This is a genomic window from Pseudomonas sp. B21-019 (assembly GCF_024749225.1).
In the GTDB taxonomy this organism is placed as follows: Bacteria; Pseudomonadota; Gammaproteobacteria; order Pseudomonadales; family Pseudomonadaceae; genus Aquipseudomonas.
Map to the genome: position 1 here is coordinate 5,001,614 of NZ_CP087193.1, position 16,298 is coordinate 5,017,911.

General features: G+C 59.4%; 14 protein-coding genes, 2 tRNA genes and 1 pseudogene. 12 read left to right on the plus strand and 5 right to left on the minus strand.

The annotated features are described in order from the left end of the window. The first annotated feature begins 4 nt into the window (after window positions 1-4). From LOY36_RS22310 to LOY36_RS22325, 4 genes are all read left to right on the plus strand, one after another. Window positions 5-81 (plus strand) — tRNA-Met (locus LOY36_RS22310). A 221-nt stretch (window positions 82-302) separates the two neighbouring features. Then, a tRNA-Met gene (locus tag LOY36_RS22315) sits at window positions 303-379 on the plus strand. Window positions 380-657: 278 nt separating this feature from the next. Then, a complete protein-coding gene (mprF, locus tag LOY36_RS22320; RefSeq protein ID WP_258671018.1) occupies window positions 658-3,300 on the plus strand; it encodes a bifunctional lysylphosphatidylglycerol flippase/synthetase MprF in 2,643 nt (880 codons plus the stop codon). Then, window positions 3,300-4,595 carry a virulence factor family protein gene (locus tag LOY36_RS22325; protein WP_019580974.1) on the plus strand — a complete coding sequence of 432 codons (1,296 nt, stop codon included), beginning with the start codon at window positions 3,300-3,302 and terminating at the stop codon, window positions 4,593-4,595. The genes mprF and LOY36_RS22325 overlap by 1 nt, the downstream gene beginning before the upstream one ends. A 105-nt stretch (window positions 4,596-4,700) precedes the next feature. On the opposite strand, the pseudogene LOY36_RS22330 reads toward LOY36_RS22325, so the two are convergent. Next, window positions 4,701-4,850, minus strand: a pseudogene (locus LOY36_RS22330) (MarR family transcriptional regulator); the annotation flags it as partial. Window positions 4,851-5,396: 546 nt separating this feature from the next. On the opposite strand from LOY36_RS22330, the gene LOY36_RS22335 reads away from it, so the two are divergent. Then, window positions 5,397-5,723: a DUF3077 domain-containing protein gene (locus LOY36_RS22335; protein ID WP_064619972.1), complete on the plus strand. Its 327-nt coding sequence runs from the start codon at window positions 5,397-5,399 to the stop codon at window positions 5,721-5,723. A gap of 61 nt (window positions 5,724-5,784) precedes the next feature. On the opposite strand, the gene LOY36_RS22340 is transcribed toward LOY36_RS22335, so the two are convergent. Further along, window positions 5,785-7,686: a potassium transporter Kup gene (locus LOY36_RS22340; RefSeq protein WP_258671019.1), complete on the minus strand. Its 1,902-nt coding sequence runs from the start codon at window positions 7,684-7,686 to the stop codon at window positions 5,785-5,787. A 291-nt stretch (window positions 7,687-7,977) separates the two neighbouring features. Between LOY36_RS22340 and rimO the strand changes: the two genes are divergently transcribed. The 6 genes from rimO (at window position 7,978) to tsaA (ending at window position 13,136) form a co-directional block, all read left to right on the plus strand. Continuing rightward, window positions 7,978-9,315: a 30S ribosomal protein S12 methylthiotransferase RimO gene (rimO, locus tag LOY36_RS22345; RefSeq protein WP_258671020.1), complete on the plus strand. Its 1,338-nt coding sequence runs from the start codon at window positions 7,978-7,980 to the stop codon at window positions 9,313-9,315. Window positions 9,316-9,440: 125 nt separating this feature from the next. Further along, the gene (locus LOY36_RS22350; RefSeq protein ID WP_258671021.1) at window positions 9,441-9,908 is read left to right on the plus strand and encodes a GNAT family N-acetyltransferase; all 468 of its coding nucleotides are present in this window, start codon (window positions 9,441-9,443) and stop codon (window positions 9,906-9,908) included. Between the two features lie 94 nt (window positions 9,909-10,002). After that, window positions 10,003-10,713: an rRNA pseudouridine synthase gene (locus tag LOY36_RS22355; RefSeq protein ID WP_019647851.1), complete on the plus strand. Its 711-nt coding sequence runs from the start codon at window positions 10,003-10,005 to the stop codon at window positions 10,711-10,713. Window positions 10,714-10,788: 75 nt separating this feature from the next. After that, a complete protein-coding gene (locus tag LOY36_RS22360; RefSeq protein WP_019647850.1) occupies window positions 10,789-11,259 on the plus strand; it encodes a DUF1456 family protein in 471 nt (156 codons plus the stop codon). Window positions 11,260-11,478: 219 nt separating this feature from the next. Next, entirely contained in the window at window positions 11,479-12,249 is a 771-nt protein-coding gene (locus tag LOY36_RS22365) for an SDR family oxidoreductase (RefSeq protein ID WP_019647849.1), read from the plus strand. A gap of 185 nt (window positions 12,250-12,434) precedes the next feature. Next, window positions 12,435-13,136, plus strand: a complete 702-nt coding sequence (tsaA, locus tag LOY36_RS22370) for a tRNA (N6-threonylcarbamoyladenosine(37)-N6)-methyltransferase TrmO (RefSeq protein WP_258671022.1) — start codon at window positions 12,435-12,437, stop codon at window positions 13,134-13,136. Between the two features lie 168 nt (window positions 13,137-13,304). Here tsaA and fpr read toward each other — a convergent pair whose 3' ends face one another. Continuing rightward, window positions 13,305-14,084 (minus strand): ferredoxin-NADP reductase, encoded by a 780-nt coding sequence (gene fpr / locus LOY36_RS22375; RefSeq protein WP_002554680.1) that lies wholly within the window; start codon window positions 14,082-14,084, stop codon window positions 13,305-13,307. 122 nt (window positions 14,085-14,206) lie between these two features. On the opposite strand from fpr, the gene LOY36_RS22380 reads away from it, so the two are divergent. Next, window positions 14,207-15,133, plus strand: a complete 927-nt coding sequence (locus LOY36_RS22380) for a LysR family transcriptional regulator (protein ID WP_018926952.1) — start codon at window positions 14,207-14,209, stop codon at window positions 15,131-15,133. Here LOY36_RS22380 and LOY36_RS22385 read toward each other — a convergent pair. Then, window positions 15,130-15,492: a diacylglycerol kinase gene (locus tag LOY36_RS22385; protein WP_019647847.1), complete on the minus strand. Its 363-nt coding sequence runs from the start codon at window positions 15,490-15,492 to the stop codon at window positions 15,130-15,132. The genes LOY36_RS22380 and LOY36_RS22385 overlap by 4 nt on opposite strands. A 75-nt stretch (window positions 15,493-15,567) precedes the next feature. Continuing rightward, the gene (gene erdR / locus LOY36_RS22390; protein WP_019647846.1) at window positions 15,568-16,218 is read right to left on the minus strand and encodes a response regulator transcription factor ErdR; all 651 of its coding nucleotides are present in this window, start codon (window positions 16,216-16,218) and stop codon (window positions 15,568-15,570) included. Window positions 16,219-16,298: the final 80 nt, after the last annotated feature.

Consider the following 16,298-nt stretch of genomic DNA (forward strand, 5'->3'; position numbering starts at 1 on the left):
CAGACGCGGGATGGAGCAGTCTGGTAGCTCGTCGGGCTCATAACCCGAAGGTCGTCGGTTCAAATCCGGCTCCCGCAACCAAACATCGAAAAAGGCTACTCGAAAGAGTGGCCTTTTTTGTGCGCGCCTATTTTATAAAAAATCAGCGTTTCATGCCTTACCGAGCAGAAACGAGAAATCCTTCTGATTCCGAAACTTAGCGTTCCTCGGCGACCGTTCAGCGCTGATTCTTGTTTATTTGACCCATACTTGGATTAACGGTTGACACTCCGGCATTCGCCTGTAGAATGCCGCCACACAGACGCGGGATGGAGCAGTCTGGTAGCTCGTCGGGCTCATAACCCGAAGGTCGTCGGTTCAAATCCGGCTCCCGCAACCAAACATCAAAAAAGGCTACTCGAAAGAGTGGCCTTTTTTGTATCTGTTGAAAAAGTCCTTTCGCAACAATGATCTGTCACTGTGCAGTGAGCCGTTCAGGGTCGCCAGACTGTGAGTTCAGACCTAGGCTGAACCGCAAGGAAAACCCTCGACGACTGGTGATGCGCCATCGCCGATACCCGGTGAGACGCGTTAATATTTGTGATTATTTTTTTCTACAGGGATTGGTAACTTGGCTGGATACCCCCATCCTGTCGCGCACAATCCAAGAGGTGATTGATGCGCGCCAACTCGTCTGATCCACAAGACACCGTCACAGCGACACAACCGATCAAAGCCGAGCGTCTGCGCTTGCTGGATCGAATCAGCAAATACCGTCAACCCATCGGTCTGGCGGTCACTTTGCTGCTGTTCGCCATCGCGCTGATTGCCTGTCGTCACCTGCTGAGCGAACTCGATCTGTACGCGCTGCACGACTCGATCCTGGAAGTGCCGAGACCCGCCTTGCTGGGAGCACTGGGCGCGACCGTCGTCGGCTTCATCATTCTGCTGGGTTACGAATGGTCGGCCAGCCGTTATGCCGGCGTGACGCTGGCGCCGCGAGTCGTGGCGCTGGGGGGCTTCACCGCCTTCGCCATCGGCAATGCCATCGGTCTGTCGCTGCTGTCGGGGGGCTCGGTTCGCTACCGTCTATATGCACGGCATGGCGTGGGGGCTTCGGAAGTCGCGCACATGACGCTGTTTGCCAGCCTCTCGCTCGGCTGCGCCCTCCCGCCCCTGGCCGCCCTCGCCACCCTCAGCAACCTGCCCGCCGCCTCGCTGGCCCTGGGTTTCTCCGAGACGTTGCTGGGTGCGATTGCAGTGGCCGTGCTGCTGCTCGCCACGGTACTGGCGATCGGCATCTACCGCCGGCGCTTGCCGGAACAGCCTTACCCGGACAACCTGCTGGTCAAGGTCGGCCGCCGCACCTTGCGCCTGCCGGGCCGCCGCCTGACCTTCCTGCAACTGGTCATCACCGCCCTGGACGTGGCCGCCGCCGCGACAGTGCTCTATCTGTTGCTGCCCGAAGCGCCGCCCTTCGGTGCGTTCCTGCTGGTCTATCTATTGGCCTTGGCCGCTGGCGTGCTCAGCCATGTACCCGGCGGTGTCGGGGTGTTCGAAGCGATTTTGCTGGCGGCCTTCGCCGACAAGCTCGGTGCCGCGCCACTGGCTGCCGCCCTGCTGCTCTACCGCCTGATCTACGTGATCTTGCCGCTGCTGGTGGCTTGCGTACTGCTGCTGATCAACGAAGGCCAGCGCCTGTTTCAGACACGCCAGACGCTACGCGCCGCCTCAGGCCTGGCCGCGCCGATTCTGGCGGTGCTGGTGTTCCTGTCCGGTGTAGTGTTGCTGTTCTCTGGCGTAACGCCGGAGATCGATACGCGCCTTGAACACATCGGTTTTCTGATCCCGCATCGACTGGTCGACGCCTCGCACTTCGGCGCCAGCCTGGTGGGGGTTCTCTGCCTGCTGCTGGCCCAGGGCTTGCGTCGCCGCCTGTCGGCCGCGTGGATGCTGACCACCATTCTGTTGTTGGTCGGCGCCGTGCTCTCTCTGCTCAAAGGCTTCGATTGGGAAGAAGCCAGCCTGATGACCCTGACAGCAAGTTTGCTGGGGGTTTTCCGGCGTTCGTTCTACCGCCCCAGCCGCCTGACCGAGCTGCCGTTTTCGCCGCTGTATCTGGTGTCGAGTCTTTGCGTACTCGGCGCATCAATCTGGTTGCTGCTGTTCGCCTATCAGGACGTTCCGTACAGCCATCAGCTCTGGTGGCAGTTCACCCTCGACGCCGATGCCCCGCGAGGTTTGCGTTCGTTGCTGGGTGCCGCTGTGCTGCTGGTGGTGGTGTCCCTGACGTGGCTGCTGCGCACCGCGCGTCCGATAATCCACCTGCCAACCTCCGATGAGCTGGAGCGCGCGGCTAATATCCTCATGGCCTCCTCCCAACCGGATGGCGGCTTGGCCCTGACCGGTGACAAAGCGCTGCTGTTTCACCCCAACGATGAGGCGTTCCTGATGTACGCCCGCCGTGGCCGCAGCCTGGTAGCGCTGTATGACCCGATCGGCCCGACCCAGCAACGGGCGGAAATGATCTGGCAGTTCCGTGACCTGTGCGATATCCATCACGCTCGCCCTGTGTTTTATCAAGTACGTGCCGAGAACCTGCCGTACTACATGGACATCGGCCTGACCGCGATCAAGCTCGGCGAAGAAGCCCGGGTCGATCTCAAGCGTTTCGATCTCGAAGCCAAAGGCAAAGAGATGAAGGACCTGCGCTACACCTGGAACCGTGGCACCCGTGACGGGCTGTCGCTGGAGATCCATGAGCCGGGGCAAGCGCCGATGGACGAGCTCAAGGTGATTTCCGATGCCTGGCTGACCGGCAAGAATGTGCGCGAGAAAGGCTTCTCGCTCGGGCGTTTCAGCGATGACTACCTCAAGCACTTCCGTGTCGCGGTGATTCGTTTCGAAGGGCGCCCGGTGGCGTTCGCCAACTTGCTCGAGACCTACGGCCATGAACTGGCCAGCCTCGACCTGATGCGCGCGCACCCCGACGCCCCTAAGCTGACCATGGAATTCATGATGGTCGGCCTGATTCAACATTATAAAAATCATGGATACGCGCGCTTCAGCCTGGGCATGGTGCCATTGTCGGGGTTGCAACCCCGGCGCGGCGCACCACTGACCCAGCGCTTGGGCTCGATGGTGTTCCGCCGTGGTGAGCAGCTGTATAACTTCCAAGGTTTGCGCCGCTTCAAAGACAAGTTCCAGCCTGACTGGGAACCCCGTTATATGGCCGTGCCCGCCGGACTCGATCCGCTGGTGGCCCTGGCCGACACTGCCGCCCTGATTGCGGGCGGCTTGACTGGATTGGTGAAACGCTGATGATTCAACGCTCCCTGCGGTACGTACTGGCCACACTGGTAGTGCTGGCCCTGATTGTCGGTGGCGGTTACTGGTACCTCAAACGCCCGGCGCCAGAACCGACCCTTGAACTGCTGACGCCGGCCGATGGCGCCGTGATGACCCGCGTCATCCCCGGCACCACGCCGCGCGCGCAGGTGCTGGTGGCGGTCAATGAAGAGCAGAAGCTCAGCGATAAACAATTGATGACCCTGAGCCGCAGCGGCTCGGCGCAGATCGTCCAGGTGATTCTGCCCAAGGACTGCATCCAGCAAAGTCGTGCCCTGCAAGCAGGCCTCAGAGAACTAAAAGGCCCGGCAACCCTGGTCAGCGGTATCGGCCCTGGCGCAGTGCTGGCGTGGCGCTGGCTGTCCGAGCAGAAGGACGACAAGGCCCAGGCCATTTCGGTTGACCTGGCCCTGGAAAAACCCGGCTGCACCCACCTGTTGCCAAAAAGTGCTGCCCACGGTCACTGGCTGGTGGCCTGGAACGACAACCCGGACGACACCAGCGCCGGCTTCGTGCGTGACCAGCCCAACGCCGAAACCAGCATCAGCGACTACGACATCAACCTGCCGCAAGTGCTGAACAACGAACTGCGCAAAACCCTCGTCGGTGGCGATAAAGCCGCCGGCGGCCTGCAGATCCCGGTGGTCGAAGTGCCGGCCGGTCAGGCCAAGGACACCGTCACCCTGTTCCTCTCCGGCGACGGTGGCTGGCGCGACCTGGACCGCGACGTGGCCGGCGAGATGGCCAAGATCGGCTACCCGGTGGTCGGCATCGACACCCTGCGCTACTACTGGCAGCACAAGAGCCCGGAACAAAGCGCCCTGGACCTGACCGAACTGATGCAGCACTACCGGCAGAAATGGGGCACCAAGCGCTTCATCCTGACCGGCTACTCGTTCGGCGCCGACGTGCTGCCCGCCATCTACAACCGCCTGCCGGAAGCCGAACAGCAGCGGGTCGATGCAATCATCCTGCTGGCCTTCGCCCGCACCGGCAGCTTCGAGATCGAAGTCGAAGGCTGGCTCGGCAACGCCGGCAAAGAAGCCGCCACTGGCCCGGAAATGGCCAAGCTGCCGCCGGCGAAAGTGGTGTGCATCTACGGTGAGGAAGAAGTCGACGAGAGCGGCTGCACCGACAAGACCGCCGTGGGCGAAGCGATGAAACTGCCTGGCGGCCATCACTTCGACGAAAACTACCCGGCGTTGGCCCAGCGGTTGGTGGATGCGATCGTGAAGCGTCAAACGAAGGAGACGGCGGCTCAGGAGTGATCTGAGCTTCCGAACACAAAAAGCCCCCGTAACCTTAAGGTTGCGGGGGCTTTTTTACATGTACAAACATGAAGCGCCACCAGCCGTCATTCAATTTATCAGCCGGGGCTTCAACAATTCCTCAACCATGTTCGAATTCGACTCAGATTCCATCTGTCCAGAAAGATTTTCTTCCTGGGCGTGCAGGCTGGCCATCTTGAACAAAAGCAAAATGTCTTGACTCTTCATGAAGCTAGAAACGCCGAGTGTCCACATTCCATAAAACGTGGACACTTGCCTCATTGAAAATATCGAACCGTCAAGCCCTTTCGATTTATCAGGTTTAACTGGGAAACCCTACGAATCATCTGCTAATTCGCGAACAGCTGGGGGGTAGTGACAACTCCGTTTCATTCGTCTGCCGCAACAACGCAAAAATTCAGTGACTTGTAAAATCGCTCGTCACGTTTAGTTTCGTTTACTCAAGGTATCGCAATATCGGATGACGCCCGCAGACCTTGTAGGCAAACTCCGAATCTCGCTTTTTGGGCACTTTGCCGCCTTGTTGCGTTTTTCTTCGACGGGATACTCTCCGGACGTCGCTGACCATTCAGCGATCGGGCTTGGAAACCCGTCGGATACTAGCCGCAACAGCGCCCTTTCATGATTGCATTCGCTTTTTGTGATCATGAGTTATGGCAGCTGTGCGTGGGACGCCCTCGGGCGTGCCGGTTTCCTAGTTCCCGGTTTCCAACCTGCGTACAGCTGTCACCCATTCGCTTGGAAACGAATGAGTCAGCTCCTCAACTAGGATTTTTGACTATGACTAAAATTGATGTTTCCGCGATTTCAGAACTAAAAACCCTCGGCTTCACCCCTCTCATCTACTGCTCGGATCAGGCGCTATTCAACGTCCGCGCCGGCGTCCCCATCGTTGATGCATTGTCACAAGCCTCCGACCTGCTGTTCCTCGTCAGATCATTTACCGAGGATGCAGCCTACGCAAAAGACACCGACCGCCACGCCTGGGCCGCGCATTACCTGACGGCGATGAGTAAGGCGGTGATTGATGATGTGGTGAAGGTACTGACACCGCGACCCGCCCGAACAAAGACCGAATCTGAAGAAGAGTTGCCTGAAAGCAAGTAAAGGCACAGACACAAAAAAGCCCCCGCTACCTTCATGGCAACGGGGGCTTTCTCATGGGGGCTTACATCTCGACCTGGGTACCCAACTCAATCACCCGGTTCAGCGGCAGATTGAAGAAGCGCAGGTTGCCGTTGGCGTTTTTCAGCATGAAGGCGAACAACGCCTCGCGCCAGCGGGCCATGCCTTCGAGCTTGGAGGCGATAACTGTCTCGCGGCTGAGGAAGTACGTGGTGCGCATCGGGCTGAAGTCCAGGTCATCGAGATGACACAGTTTCAGCGCTTGCGGCACGTCCGGCTCGTCGGTGAAACCGAAGTGCAGGATGACCCGGAAGAAGCCTTCGCCGTAAGAGTCGACCTCGAAACGTCGTTGCGGCGGGACGCGCGGGATGTCTTCGTACACCACTGTCAGCAACACCACTTGCTCGTGCAGCACTTGGTTATGCAGCAGATTGTGCAACAGCGCGTGGGGCACGGCATCCGGGCGAGCGGTAAGGAACACAGCGGTGCCCTGGACCCGATGTGGCGGTTGCACACGGATACTGCTGATGAAGATCGGCAGCGGCAGCCCGCCTTCGTCCAGGCGATCGACCAGCAGTTGCTTGCCGCGTTTCCAGGTAGTCATCAGGACGAACAGTGCGATACCGGCGATCACCGGGAATGCACCACCCTGAACGATTTTTGGCACGTTGGCGGCGAAGTACAGACCGTCTACCAACAAAAAGCCCAGCAACACCGGAACTGCGAGAACCGGTGGCCATTTCCACAGCAGCAGCATCACCGCCGACACCAGAATCGTGGTCATCAGCATGGTCCCGGTCACTGCCACGCCGTAGGCCGAGGCCAGGGCGCCGGAGGACTCGAAGCCAATTACCAGCAGGATCACGCCGACCATCAGCGACCAGTTCACCGCGCCGATATAAATCTGCCCTTGTTCGGCACTCGACGTGTGCTGAATGTGCATGCGCGGAATGTAGCCAAGCTGGATCGCCTGACGAGTCAGGGAGAATGCGCCAGAGATCACCGCTTGCGAGGCAATCACCGTGGCCATGGTCGACAACCCCACCAATGGAATCAGCGCCCAGCTTGGTGCCAGCAGATAGAACGGGTTGCGGGCGGCTTCCGGATCACCGAGCAGCAAGGCGCCCTGGCCGAAGTAGTTCAGCACCAGCGCGGGCAGCACAAGGATGAACCAGGCCCGAGCGATCGGCTTGCGACCGAAGTGGCCCATGTCGGCGTACAGCGCCTCGGCACCGGTCAACGCCAGCACCACGGCACCAAGAATCGTGACGCCCATGCCTGGGTGATCCATGAAGAAGCGTACGCCCCACACCGGGTTTATCGCTTGCAACACTTCTGGATGCTGGCTGATGCCATACACGCCCAACGCGCCGAGCACCAGAAACCAGGTGACCATGATCGGCCCGAACAGAATGCCGATCCGCGCCGTACCGTGGCTCTGAATCAAGAACAGCGCCACCAGCACCACGAGCGACAGCGGCACCACCCAATGGTCGATGCCTTCGAAGGCTAGCCCCAGCCCTTCAATCGCCGAAAGCACGGAAATCGCCGGGGTGATCATGCTGTCGCCGTAGAACAGCGCCGCACCGATCAGCCCGCAGACCACCAGCAGCGTGCGCAATTTTGCATGCCCTCCCGCCGCTCGTCGCGCCAGCGCGGTCAAGGCCATGATCCCGCCTTCGCCCTGGTTGTCGGCACGCAGCACGAACATCATGTATTTGATCGAGACGACCCAGATCAGCGACCAGAAGATCAGCGCCAGAATGCCCAGCACGCCGTCATGGTTGACGGGCACGCCATAGCCACCGGAAAACACTTCTTTGAGGGTGTACAACGGGCTCGTGCCGATATCGCCATAAACCACTCCGACCGCCGCGACCAGCATGCCGATCGGCTTCGCCGCCGAATGTCCGCCGGCTATCGCCTGACTACTTGCCTGCCCCATCCATCACTCCTACTACTCAGACCCGGGCTTCTTCGAAGAAGCACTATGCTTTTATCGTGCAGCATGCACTGTTTTACTTGTTGTTACAGACGTTTTATTGACTGTAAAAAATCGGTAAAGCGTAACGGCGCGAAGCATAGCGCAGCACTCGTCGTATTTCCCTGCATAAAGCTGGTCAAGTGCGCCGCCCATCGTTAGAATTGCGCACTTTTTGACCAGAGGGTGCAACATAGCGCCCGTCTGTCGCCTTGCCGTCATCGGCTGGAGGCGTCACAAATACCGAGGTTAGACATGTCCACCACTCCTGCGCCGGCCAATCCAAAGGTTGGCTTCGTATCCCTGGGTTGCCCGAAAGCACTGGTCGACTCCGAGCGCATCCTTACCCAGCTGCGCATGGAAGGCTATGACGTAGTGTCCACTTATCAGGACGCCGACGTCGTGGTGGTTAACACCTGCGGCTTCATCGACTCGGCCAAGGCTGAGTCTCTGGAAGTGATCGGCGAAGCCATCAAGGAAAACGGCAAGGTCATCGTGACCGGCTGCATGGGCGTGGAAGAAGGCAATATCCGCAACGTGCACCCAAGCGTTCTGGCCGTGACCGGTCCGCAGCAGTATGAGCAAGTGGTCAACGCCGTGCACGACGTCGTACCGCCGCGTCAGGATCACAACCCGCTGATCGACCTGGTGCCGCCGCAAGGGATCAAACTGACCCCGCGTCATTACGCCTACCTGAAGATTTCCGAAGGCTGCAACCACAGCTGCAGCTTCTGCATCATCCCCTCGATGCGCGGCAAACTGGTCAGCCGCCCGGTCGGTGACGTGCTCGACGAGGCCCAGCGCCTGGTCAAGTCCGGCGTCAAAGAGCTGTTGGTGATTTCCCAGGACACCAGCGCCTATGGCGTCGATGTGAAATACCGCACCGGTTTCTGGAACGGCGCGCCGGTGAAAACCCGCATGACCGAACTCTGCGAAGCCCTGAGCACCCTCGGTGTGTGGGTTCGTCTGCACTACGTTTACCCATACCCGCACGTCGATGAGCTGATCCCGCTGATGGCCGCCGGGAAAATCCTGCCGTACCTGGACATTCCGTTCCAGCACGCCAGCCCGAAAGTCCTCAAAGCCATGAAACGCCCGGCCTTCGAAGACAAGACCCTGGCGCGGATCAAGAACTGGCGCGAGATCTGCCCGGACCTGATCATCCGTTCGACCTTCATCGTCGGCTTCCCTGGCGAAACCGAAGAAGACTTCCAGTACCTGCTGAACTGGCTGACCGAAGCCCAGCTGGACCGCGTCGGCTGCTTCCAGTACTCGCCGGTAGAAGGCGCACCGGCCAACGATCTGGACCTGGAGATCGTTCCGGACGAGGTCAAGCAAGACCGTTGGGAGCGTTTCATGGCGCACCAGCAGGCCATCAGCTCGGCACGCCTGCAAATGCGCATCGGCCGTGAGATCGAAGTGTTGGTGGACGAAGTCGACGAGCAAGGCGCGGTCGGCCGTTGCTTCTTCGATGCCCCGGAAATCGACGGCAACGTGTTCATCGACAACGGCAGCAACCTGAAGCCGGGCGACAAGGTCTGGTGCAAAGTCACCGACGCCGACGAATACGACCTGTGGGCTGAACAGATCTAAACGCAAAAAATACGAAAAGCCCCGCTCTCTTGACGAGATGCGGGGCTTTTTTACGTCTATCGTTTTGTGGGAGAAAAAACTCGCAGCCTTACGGGAACGGCTCTTAACAGAAGGAGCAAGCGGCCATGCGCCAACATTCGGTCATTTACACACCGAAACAGAGCGACTACGAAGAGCTCACCCACGTGTGGGAAGCCTCGGTGCGCGCTACCCATGACTTTCTGCCCGACAGCTACATCGACCTGCTGAAGAACCTGGTGCTGACCCGCTACCTCGACGCCGTCATGCTGATCTGCACCAAAGACTCGCGCCAGCGCATCACCGGGTTCGCCGGCGTGGCGGCGGGAAAGATCGAAATGCTGTTCATCGATCCGGATCACCGTGGCCAAGGCCTGGGCAAGCAATTACTGCGCTATGCCCTGGAACACCTGAACGCCGATGAGCTGGACGTCAACGAGCAGAACCCACAGGCCCTGGGTTTTTACTTCAAGCAGGGCTTCGAGGTGATTGGTCGTTCGGAGCATGACGGCATGGGCCAGCCCTATCCGTTGCTGCACATGCGTTTGCGCCAGCAACGTTCACAGCATGGCTGACACAACGCATTAAAAACACATGAGGCAAATGGACCCGCGATTAACCGGCGCCAGGCAGGTACAATGCCCACCCCTTTTTTGTTACGGCCCTGTCATGACTGACCCGATTCGTCTCTCCAAACGCCTCATCGAACTCGTCGGCTGCTCCCGTCGGGAGGCTGAGCTGTTCATCGAGGGCGGCTGGGTCACCGTCGACGGTGAAGTCATCGACGAGCCGCAGTTCAAGGTCGACACCCAGAAAGTCGAGCTCGACCCAGAGGCCAAGGCCACTGCGCCGGAGCCGGTGACCATCCTGATGAACGTTCCGGCAGGCATGGACGCGGACAGCGCCATGGCGACCCTCAGTGCCGCGACCCTGAGCGAAGAACACCGCTACGGCAAACGTCCGCTCAAGGGCCACTTCCTGCGCCTGACCGCCAGCGCCGACCTGCAGGCCAACGCCAGCGGTCTGCTGGTGTTCACCCAGGACTGGAAGATTCTGCGCAAACTCACCGCCGATGCCAGCAAGATCGAGCAGGAATATGTGGTCGAGGTCGAAGGCGACATGGTGGCTCACGGCCTCAACCGCCTGAACCACGGCCTGACGTACAAGGGCAAGGAACTGCCGCCGGTCAAGGCCAGCTGGCAGAACGAAAACCGCCTGCGCTTTGCCATGAAAAATCCACAACCGGGCGTGATCGCCCTGTTCTGCCAGGCCGTCGGCCTCAAGGTCGTCGCCATCCGCCGCATCCGCATCGGCGGCGTGTCCATCGGCAAAGTGCCCGTGGGGCAATGGCGCTACCTGTCCGGCAAAGAGAAGTTCTAAGGCTTTTCCCGCCGCCATACATTTCGGCGCCGCAGCTTCATGCGGCGCCCACAGCGAAATATCAGGACTGCACACATGATTCATAACGACGTACTGCGCAGCGTGCGCTACATGCTCGACATCAGCGACAAGAAAGTCATCGAGATCATCAAGCTCGGCGGCATGGACGTCACGCTGGAAGACCTGGTGACGTACCTCGACAAGAAAGAAGAAGACGAGGAAGGTTTCGTACGCTGCCCGGACGAAGTCATGGCGCATTTCCTCGATGGCCTGGTGATCTTCAAGCGTGGCAAGGACGAAAGCCGTCCGCCGCAGCCGATCGAAGTGCCGGTGACCAACAACATCATCCTGAAGAAATTGCGCGTCGCCTTCGAACTGAAGGAGGACGACATGCACACCATCCTCAAGGCCGCCGAGTTCCCGGTATCCAAGCCTGAGCTGAGTGCGCTGTTCCGCAAATTCGGCCACACCAACTACCGCCCGTGCGGCGATCAATTGCTGCGCAACTTCCTCAAGGGCCTGACCCTGCGCGTGCGCCCGCAGTAACGTGCGAGACGGATCTACTTTGTAGGAGCTGTCGAGAGCAACGAGGCTGCGATCTTTTGATCTTTCGCTTGGAAGAAAAGATCGCAGCCTCGTTTCACTCGACAGCTCCTACACAGCTCCTGCAGGGCTGTATAGCCCCCCATTCCGCGCAAAAATAGTGGCTCCGCTTCCGGCGGCTGAAGACTAGGGTGTATTGACCCTCAGCTCTCAGGACTCGCCATGCATCCCTACTTCTCTCTGCAAGGCCGCACCGCTCTGGTGACCGGCGGCACCCGCGGTATCGGCAAAATGATCGCCAAGGCTTATGTCGAGGCCGGCGCCATCGTGTACGTGTGCGCCCGGGATGCCGAAGCCTGTCAGCAAACTGCCGATGAGCTGAGTGCCTTCGGGATTTGCCACGCCGTGGCCGCCAACCTGGCTCATGAAGAAGGCATTCAACAACTGGCTGCGCAATTGAGCGAACAGATCGGTCAGCTGGATATCCTGGTGAACAACGCCGGTACCACCTGGGGTGCGCCGCTGGAGAGTTACCCGGTCAAGGGCTGGGAAAAGGTCATGCAGCTCAACGTGACCTCGGTGTTCAACTGCATCCAGCAATTTCTACCGCTGCTGCGCAAGGCCGGTTCGGCGGCGAATCCGGCACGGATCATCAACATCGGTTCGGTGGCCGGGATTTCTTCCTTCGGCGAACAGGCGTATGCCTACGGCCCGAGCAAAGCCGCCCTGCACCAACTGTCGCGGATTCTGGCGCGAGAGTTGGTGAGCCAGCACATCAACGTCAACGTAATCGCACCGGGACGTTTCCCGAGCAAGATGACTCAGCACATCGGCAACGATGAGCAGGCGCTGGCCGAGGACACGGCGTTGATTCCGATGAAGCGCTGGGGCCGGGAGGAAGAAATGGCGGCGCTGGCGATTAGCCTGGCGAGTACGGCCGGGGCGTATATGACCGGGAATGTCATTCCTTTGGATGGCGGGTTTAGTCTCTAGATCGGCGGCGCGGCTATCGCGGGCAAGCCACGCTCCCACAGGTTTTATGCCGTACACAACATTTGCGTTCACTCGAGAACCTTGTGGGAGCGTGGCTTGCCCGCGATGACGGAGTAATAGGCAGCACCGATCTCGAGGCCGCTCGGGTTATCATGCCGCCCTAATCCCGGCCTCGACCCCAGACCATGACCTACAGCGTTTCCCCCATCGGCTTCGTGCGCTCCTGCTTCAAGGAGAAGTTCGCCATTCCGCGTCAACCGCAACTGGCCCCGGCCGCTCGGGGCGTACTGGAGCTGGTGGCGCCGTTCGATCAGGGTGATGCGGTGCAGGGGCTGGAGCAGGTCAGCCATGTGTGGCTGCTGTTCCTGTTCCATCAAGCGCTGGAAGAAAAGCCACGCCTCAAAGTCCGCCCTCCGCGTCTGGGCGGTAACAAATCCATGGGCGTGTTCGCCACCCGCGCGACGCATCGTCCTAACGGCATCGGCCTGTCGGTGGTCAAACTGGACAAGGTCGAAGCCAATCGACTGTGGATCTCCGGCATCGACTTGCTGGACGGCACGCCAGTTCTCGACATCAAACCTTACGTGCCCTACGCCGACATCATCGACACGGCGTCCAACGACATCGCCAGCGCCCCGCCGCTGCTGATTCCCGTGCAGTGGACGGACTCGGCCCTGCAACAGGCCCACGGCCACGCTCAACGGCTTGGCGAGCCTCTGGTCGAGTTGATCGAGCAATGCCTGGCACAAGACCCACGCCCGGCGTACCAGATTCCTACGCCTGAGCGCGAATACGGCGCGCAGTTCTGGGATCTGGATGTGCGCTGGCATTACCCCGAAGCCGGGGTTATCCGTGTCCTGGAAGTCATCCCCGCCTCCAACCTGTAGGAGCTGTCGAGTGAAACGAGGCTGCGATCTTTTGATGTTACTTTTAAAAACAAGATCAAAAGATCGCAGCCTCGTTTCACTCGACAGCTCCTACAAGGTTTGTGTCCGGCATAAAAAAGCCCCCATTGCCTGCACAGGCAATGGGGGCTTTTCAGTGATGCGGTGTTCTTACTTCTCGACGAACGCACGCTCGATCAGGTAATCACCCGGCTCGCGCATCCGCGGCGAAACAGTCAGGCCGAAGCTGTTCAACACTTCGCTGGTCTCGTCGAGCATGCTCGGGCTGCCGCACAGCATGGCGCGGTCGTCCTGCGGGTTGATCGGCGGCAGGCCGATGTCGCTGAACAGCTTGCCGCTGCGCATCAGGTCGGTCAGGCGGCCTTCGTTTTCGAACGGCTCGCGGGTCACGGTCGGGTAGTAGATCAACTTGTCACGCAGGGCCTCACCGAAGAACTCGTTCTGCGGCAGGTGCTCGGTGATGAATTCGCGGTAAGCGACTTCGTTGACGTAACGCACGCCGTGGCACAGGATCACCTTTTCGAAACGCTCGTAGGTTTCCGGGTCCTGGATGACGCTCATGAACGGCGCCAGACCGGTACCGGTGCTGAGCAGGTACAAATGCTTGCCAGGCTTCAAGTCATCCAGCACCAGGGTGCCAGTAGGCTTCTTGCTGATGATGATCTCGTCGCCTTCCTTCAGATGCTGCAACTGGGAAGTCAGCGGGCCATCAGGCACTTTGATGCTGAAGAACTCGAGATGCTCTTCCCAGTTCGGGCTGGCAATCGAGTAAGCGCGCATGAGCGGCCGGCCGTTGGGCTGTTGCAGGCCGATCATCACGAACTGACCGTTCTCGAAGCGCAGGCCCGGATCGCGGGTGCACTTGAAGCTGAACAGAGTGTCGTTCCAGTGATGAACACTGAGGACACGCTCGTGGTTCATGTTGCTCATGTACGTGGGACTCCTGGAGATTTTGCCTGCGCCAATGATGTGCACAATTGCATCGCATTCTAATGGCAGCGACAATATCTGTTAAATGGATTATTAAGATAAGGGTTATCGGTTATATCGATATGCGATTTACTCTCCGTCAACTTCAAGTATTCGTCGCCGTCGCCCAGCAGGAAAGCGTATCCCGTGCTGCGGGCCTGCTCAACCTCTCGCAATCGGCGGCGAGCACCTCGATCACCGAGCTAGAGCGCCAGTGCAGCTGTCAGCTGTTCGATCGCGCCGGCAAACGGCTGAGCCTCAACGCCCTCGGCAAACAGCTGTTGCCGCAAGCGGTGGCCCTGCTCGATCAGGCCAAGGAAATCGAAGACTTGCTCAACGGCAAGTCCGGTTTCGGCTCCCTGGCGGTCGGCGCGACGCTGACCATCGGCAATTACCTGGCCACCCTGCTGATCGGCAGCTTCATGCAGCGTCATCCGGAAAGCCAGGTGAAGCTGCATGTGCAGAACACTGCCAACATCGTGCAACAAGTGGCTCACTATGAAATTGATCTGGGTCTAATCGAAGGCGACTGCAGCCATCCGGACATCGAAGTACAGAGCTGGGTCGAAGATGAACTGGTGGTGTTCTGCGCGCCCCAACATCCGCTGGCTCAACGCGGTATTGCCACCATGGAGGAGCTGAGTCATGAGGCGTGGATTCTCCGAGAACAAGGCTCGGGCACGCGGCTGACCTTTGACCAGGCCATGCGTCACCACCGCAGCGCGCTGAACATTCGCCTGGAACTGGAACACACCGAAGCGATCAAGCGCGCGGTGGAGTCAGGGTTGGGGATTGGCTGCATTTCGCGCCTGGCGCTGCGCGATGCGTTCCGTCGTGGCAGCCTGGTGCCGGTGGAGACACCGGATCTGGACCTGGCGCGGCAGTTCTATTTCATCTGGCACAAACAGAAATATCAGACCTCGGCGATGCGCGAGTTCCTCGAACTGTGCCGCGCCTTCACCGCCGGGGTTCAGCGCAGCGACGAGATCGTTCTGCCCGCCATCGCTTAAAGCAGGATCACCGCCCACACCAGCGCGATCATGCTCAACGCTACGAGTTGAGCGGCGCTGCCCATGTCCTTGGCGTTCTTGGACAATGGGTGCAACTCCAGGGAAATGCGGTCGATGGCCGCTTCCACCGCCGAGTTGAGCAATTCGACGATCAGCGCCAACAGGCAGACTGCAATCAGCAGCGCCCGCTCGACACGGCTGACGCTCAGGAAGAACGACAGCGGAATCAGGACCGCATTGAGCAACACCAGTTGCCGAAAAGCCGCTTCACCGGTGAAGGCCGCGCGCAGACCGTCCAGGGAGTAACCGGAGGCGTTGAGGATGCGTTTTAGGCCGGTCTGGCCTTTGAAAGGTGACATAGAGTAAGCAACTGACCAAAAAGGAGTGGGAAAGCTAGATTAAGCAAAGTCAAAAAAGCGTGAATACATAACACCTTAGTGGCTCGAAATTGACTCAAGTTGTTGCAAGAGCAGCGCCGCCTGAGTCCGGGTCCGTACATTCAGCTTACGGAAAATCGCCGTGACGTGGGCCTTGATCGTCGCTTCGGACACGCTCAATTCGTAAGCAATCTGCTTGTTCAGCAAACCCTCACAGACCATGGTCAACACCCGGAACTGCTGGGGCGTCAGGCTGGCAAGGCCTTCACTGGCCGCCTTGGCTTCGTCGGAAACGCTGACCGCTTCGAAGGCCTGGGGCGGCCAGAAAACGTCACCATCGAGCACCGCGCGCACGGCTTTTTGAATGACACTCAAGTCACTGGACTTGGGAATGAAACCGCTGGCGCCGAACTCACGAGACTTCACCATGATCGACGCTTCTTCCTGCGCCGACACCATCACCACCGGAATCTGCGGGTACTGACCACGCAACAGCACCAGCCCGGAAAAACCGTAGGCCCCTGGCATGTTCAGGTCCAGCAACACCAGGTCCCAATCGGCCTTTTCGGTCAGACGGTTTTCCAGCTCGGCAATGCTCGCCACTTCCACCAGCCGGACATCCGGGCCCAGGCCCAGGGTCAATGCTTGATGCAAGGCACTACGAAAAAGAGGGTGGTCATCGGCAATCAGGATTTCGTATGTGGCCATTTTTCAAATGATCCTGTTTTTCAAACAACTCCAGGTGCAGCCACGCAGATGCACCAACAGGGCACGTTCAACGCCAATCA

Coding starts and splice junctions, on each gene's coding strand:
- LOY36_RS22350 (WP_258671021.1), top strand. CDS start 9,441: ATGCGCCAACATTCGGTCATTTACACACCGAAACAGAGCGACTACGAA.
- rimO (WP_258671020.1), top strand. CDS start 7,978: ATGTCCACCACTCCTGCGCCGGCCAATCCAAAGGTTGGCTTCGTATCC.
- LOY36_RS22360 (WP_019647850.1), top strand. CDS start 10,789: ATGATTCATAACGACGTACTGCGCAGCGTGCGCTACATGCTCGACATC.
- fpr (WP_002554680.1), bottom strand. CDS start 14,084: ATGAGCAACATGAACCACGAGCGTGTCCTCAGTGTTCATCACTGGAAC.
- LOY36_RS22365 (WP_019647849.1), top strand. CDS start 11,479: ATGCATCCCTACTTCTCTCTGCAAGGCCGCACCGCTCTGGTGACCGGC.
- mprF (WP_258671018.1), top strand. CDS start 658: ATGCGCGCCAACTCGTCTGATCCACAAGACACCGTCACAGCGACACAA.
- LOY36_RS22335 (WP_064619972.1), top strand. CDS start 5,397: ATGACTAAAATTGATGTTTCCGCGATTTCAGAACTAAAAACCCTCGGC.
- tsaA (WP_258671022.1), top strand. CDS start 12,435: ATGACCTACAGCGTTTCCCCCATCGGCTTCGTGCGCTCCTGCTTCAAG.
- LOY36_RS22340 (WP_258671019.1), bottom strand. CDS start 7,686: ATGGGGCAGGCAAGTAGTCAGGCGATAGCCGGCGGACATTCGGCGGCG.
- LOY36_RS22325 (WP_019580974.1), top strand. CDS start 3,300: ATGATTCAACGCTCCCTGCGGTACGTACTGGCCACACTGGTAGTGCTG.
- LOY36_RS22355 (WP_019647851.1), top strand. CDS start 10,003: ATGACTGACCCGATTCGTCTCTCCAAACGCCTCATCGAACTCGTCGGC.
- LOY36_RS22380 (WP_018926952.1), top strand. CDS start 14,207: ATGCGATTTACTCTCCGTCAACTTCAAGTATTCGTCGCCGTCGCCCAG.
- erdR (WP_019647846.1), bottom strand. CDS start 16,218: ATGGCCACATACGAAATCCTGATTGCCGATGACCACCCTCTTTTTCGT.
- LOY36_RS22385 (WP_019647847.1), bottom strand. CDS start 15,492: ATGTCACCTTTCAAAGGCCAGACCGGCCTAAAACGCATCCTCAACGCC.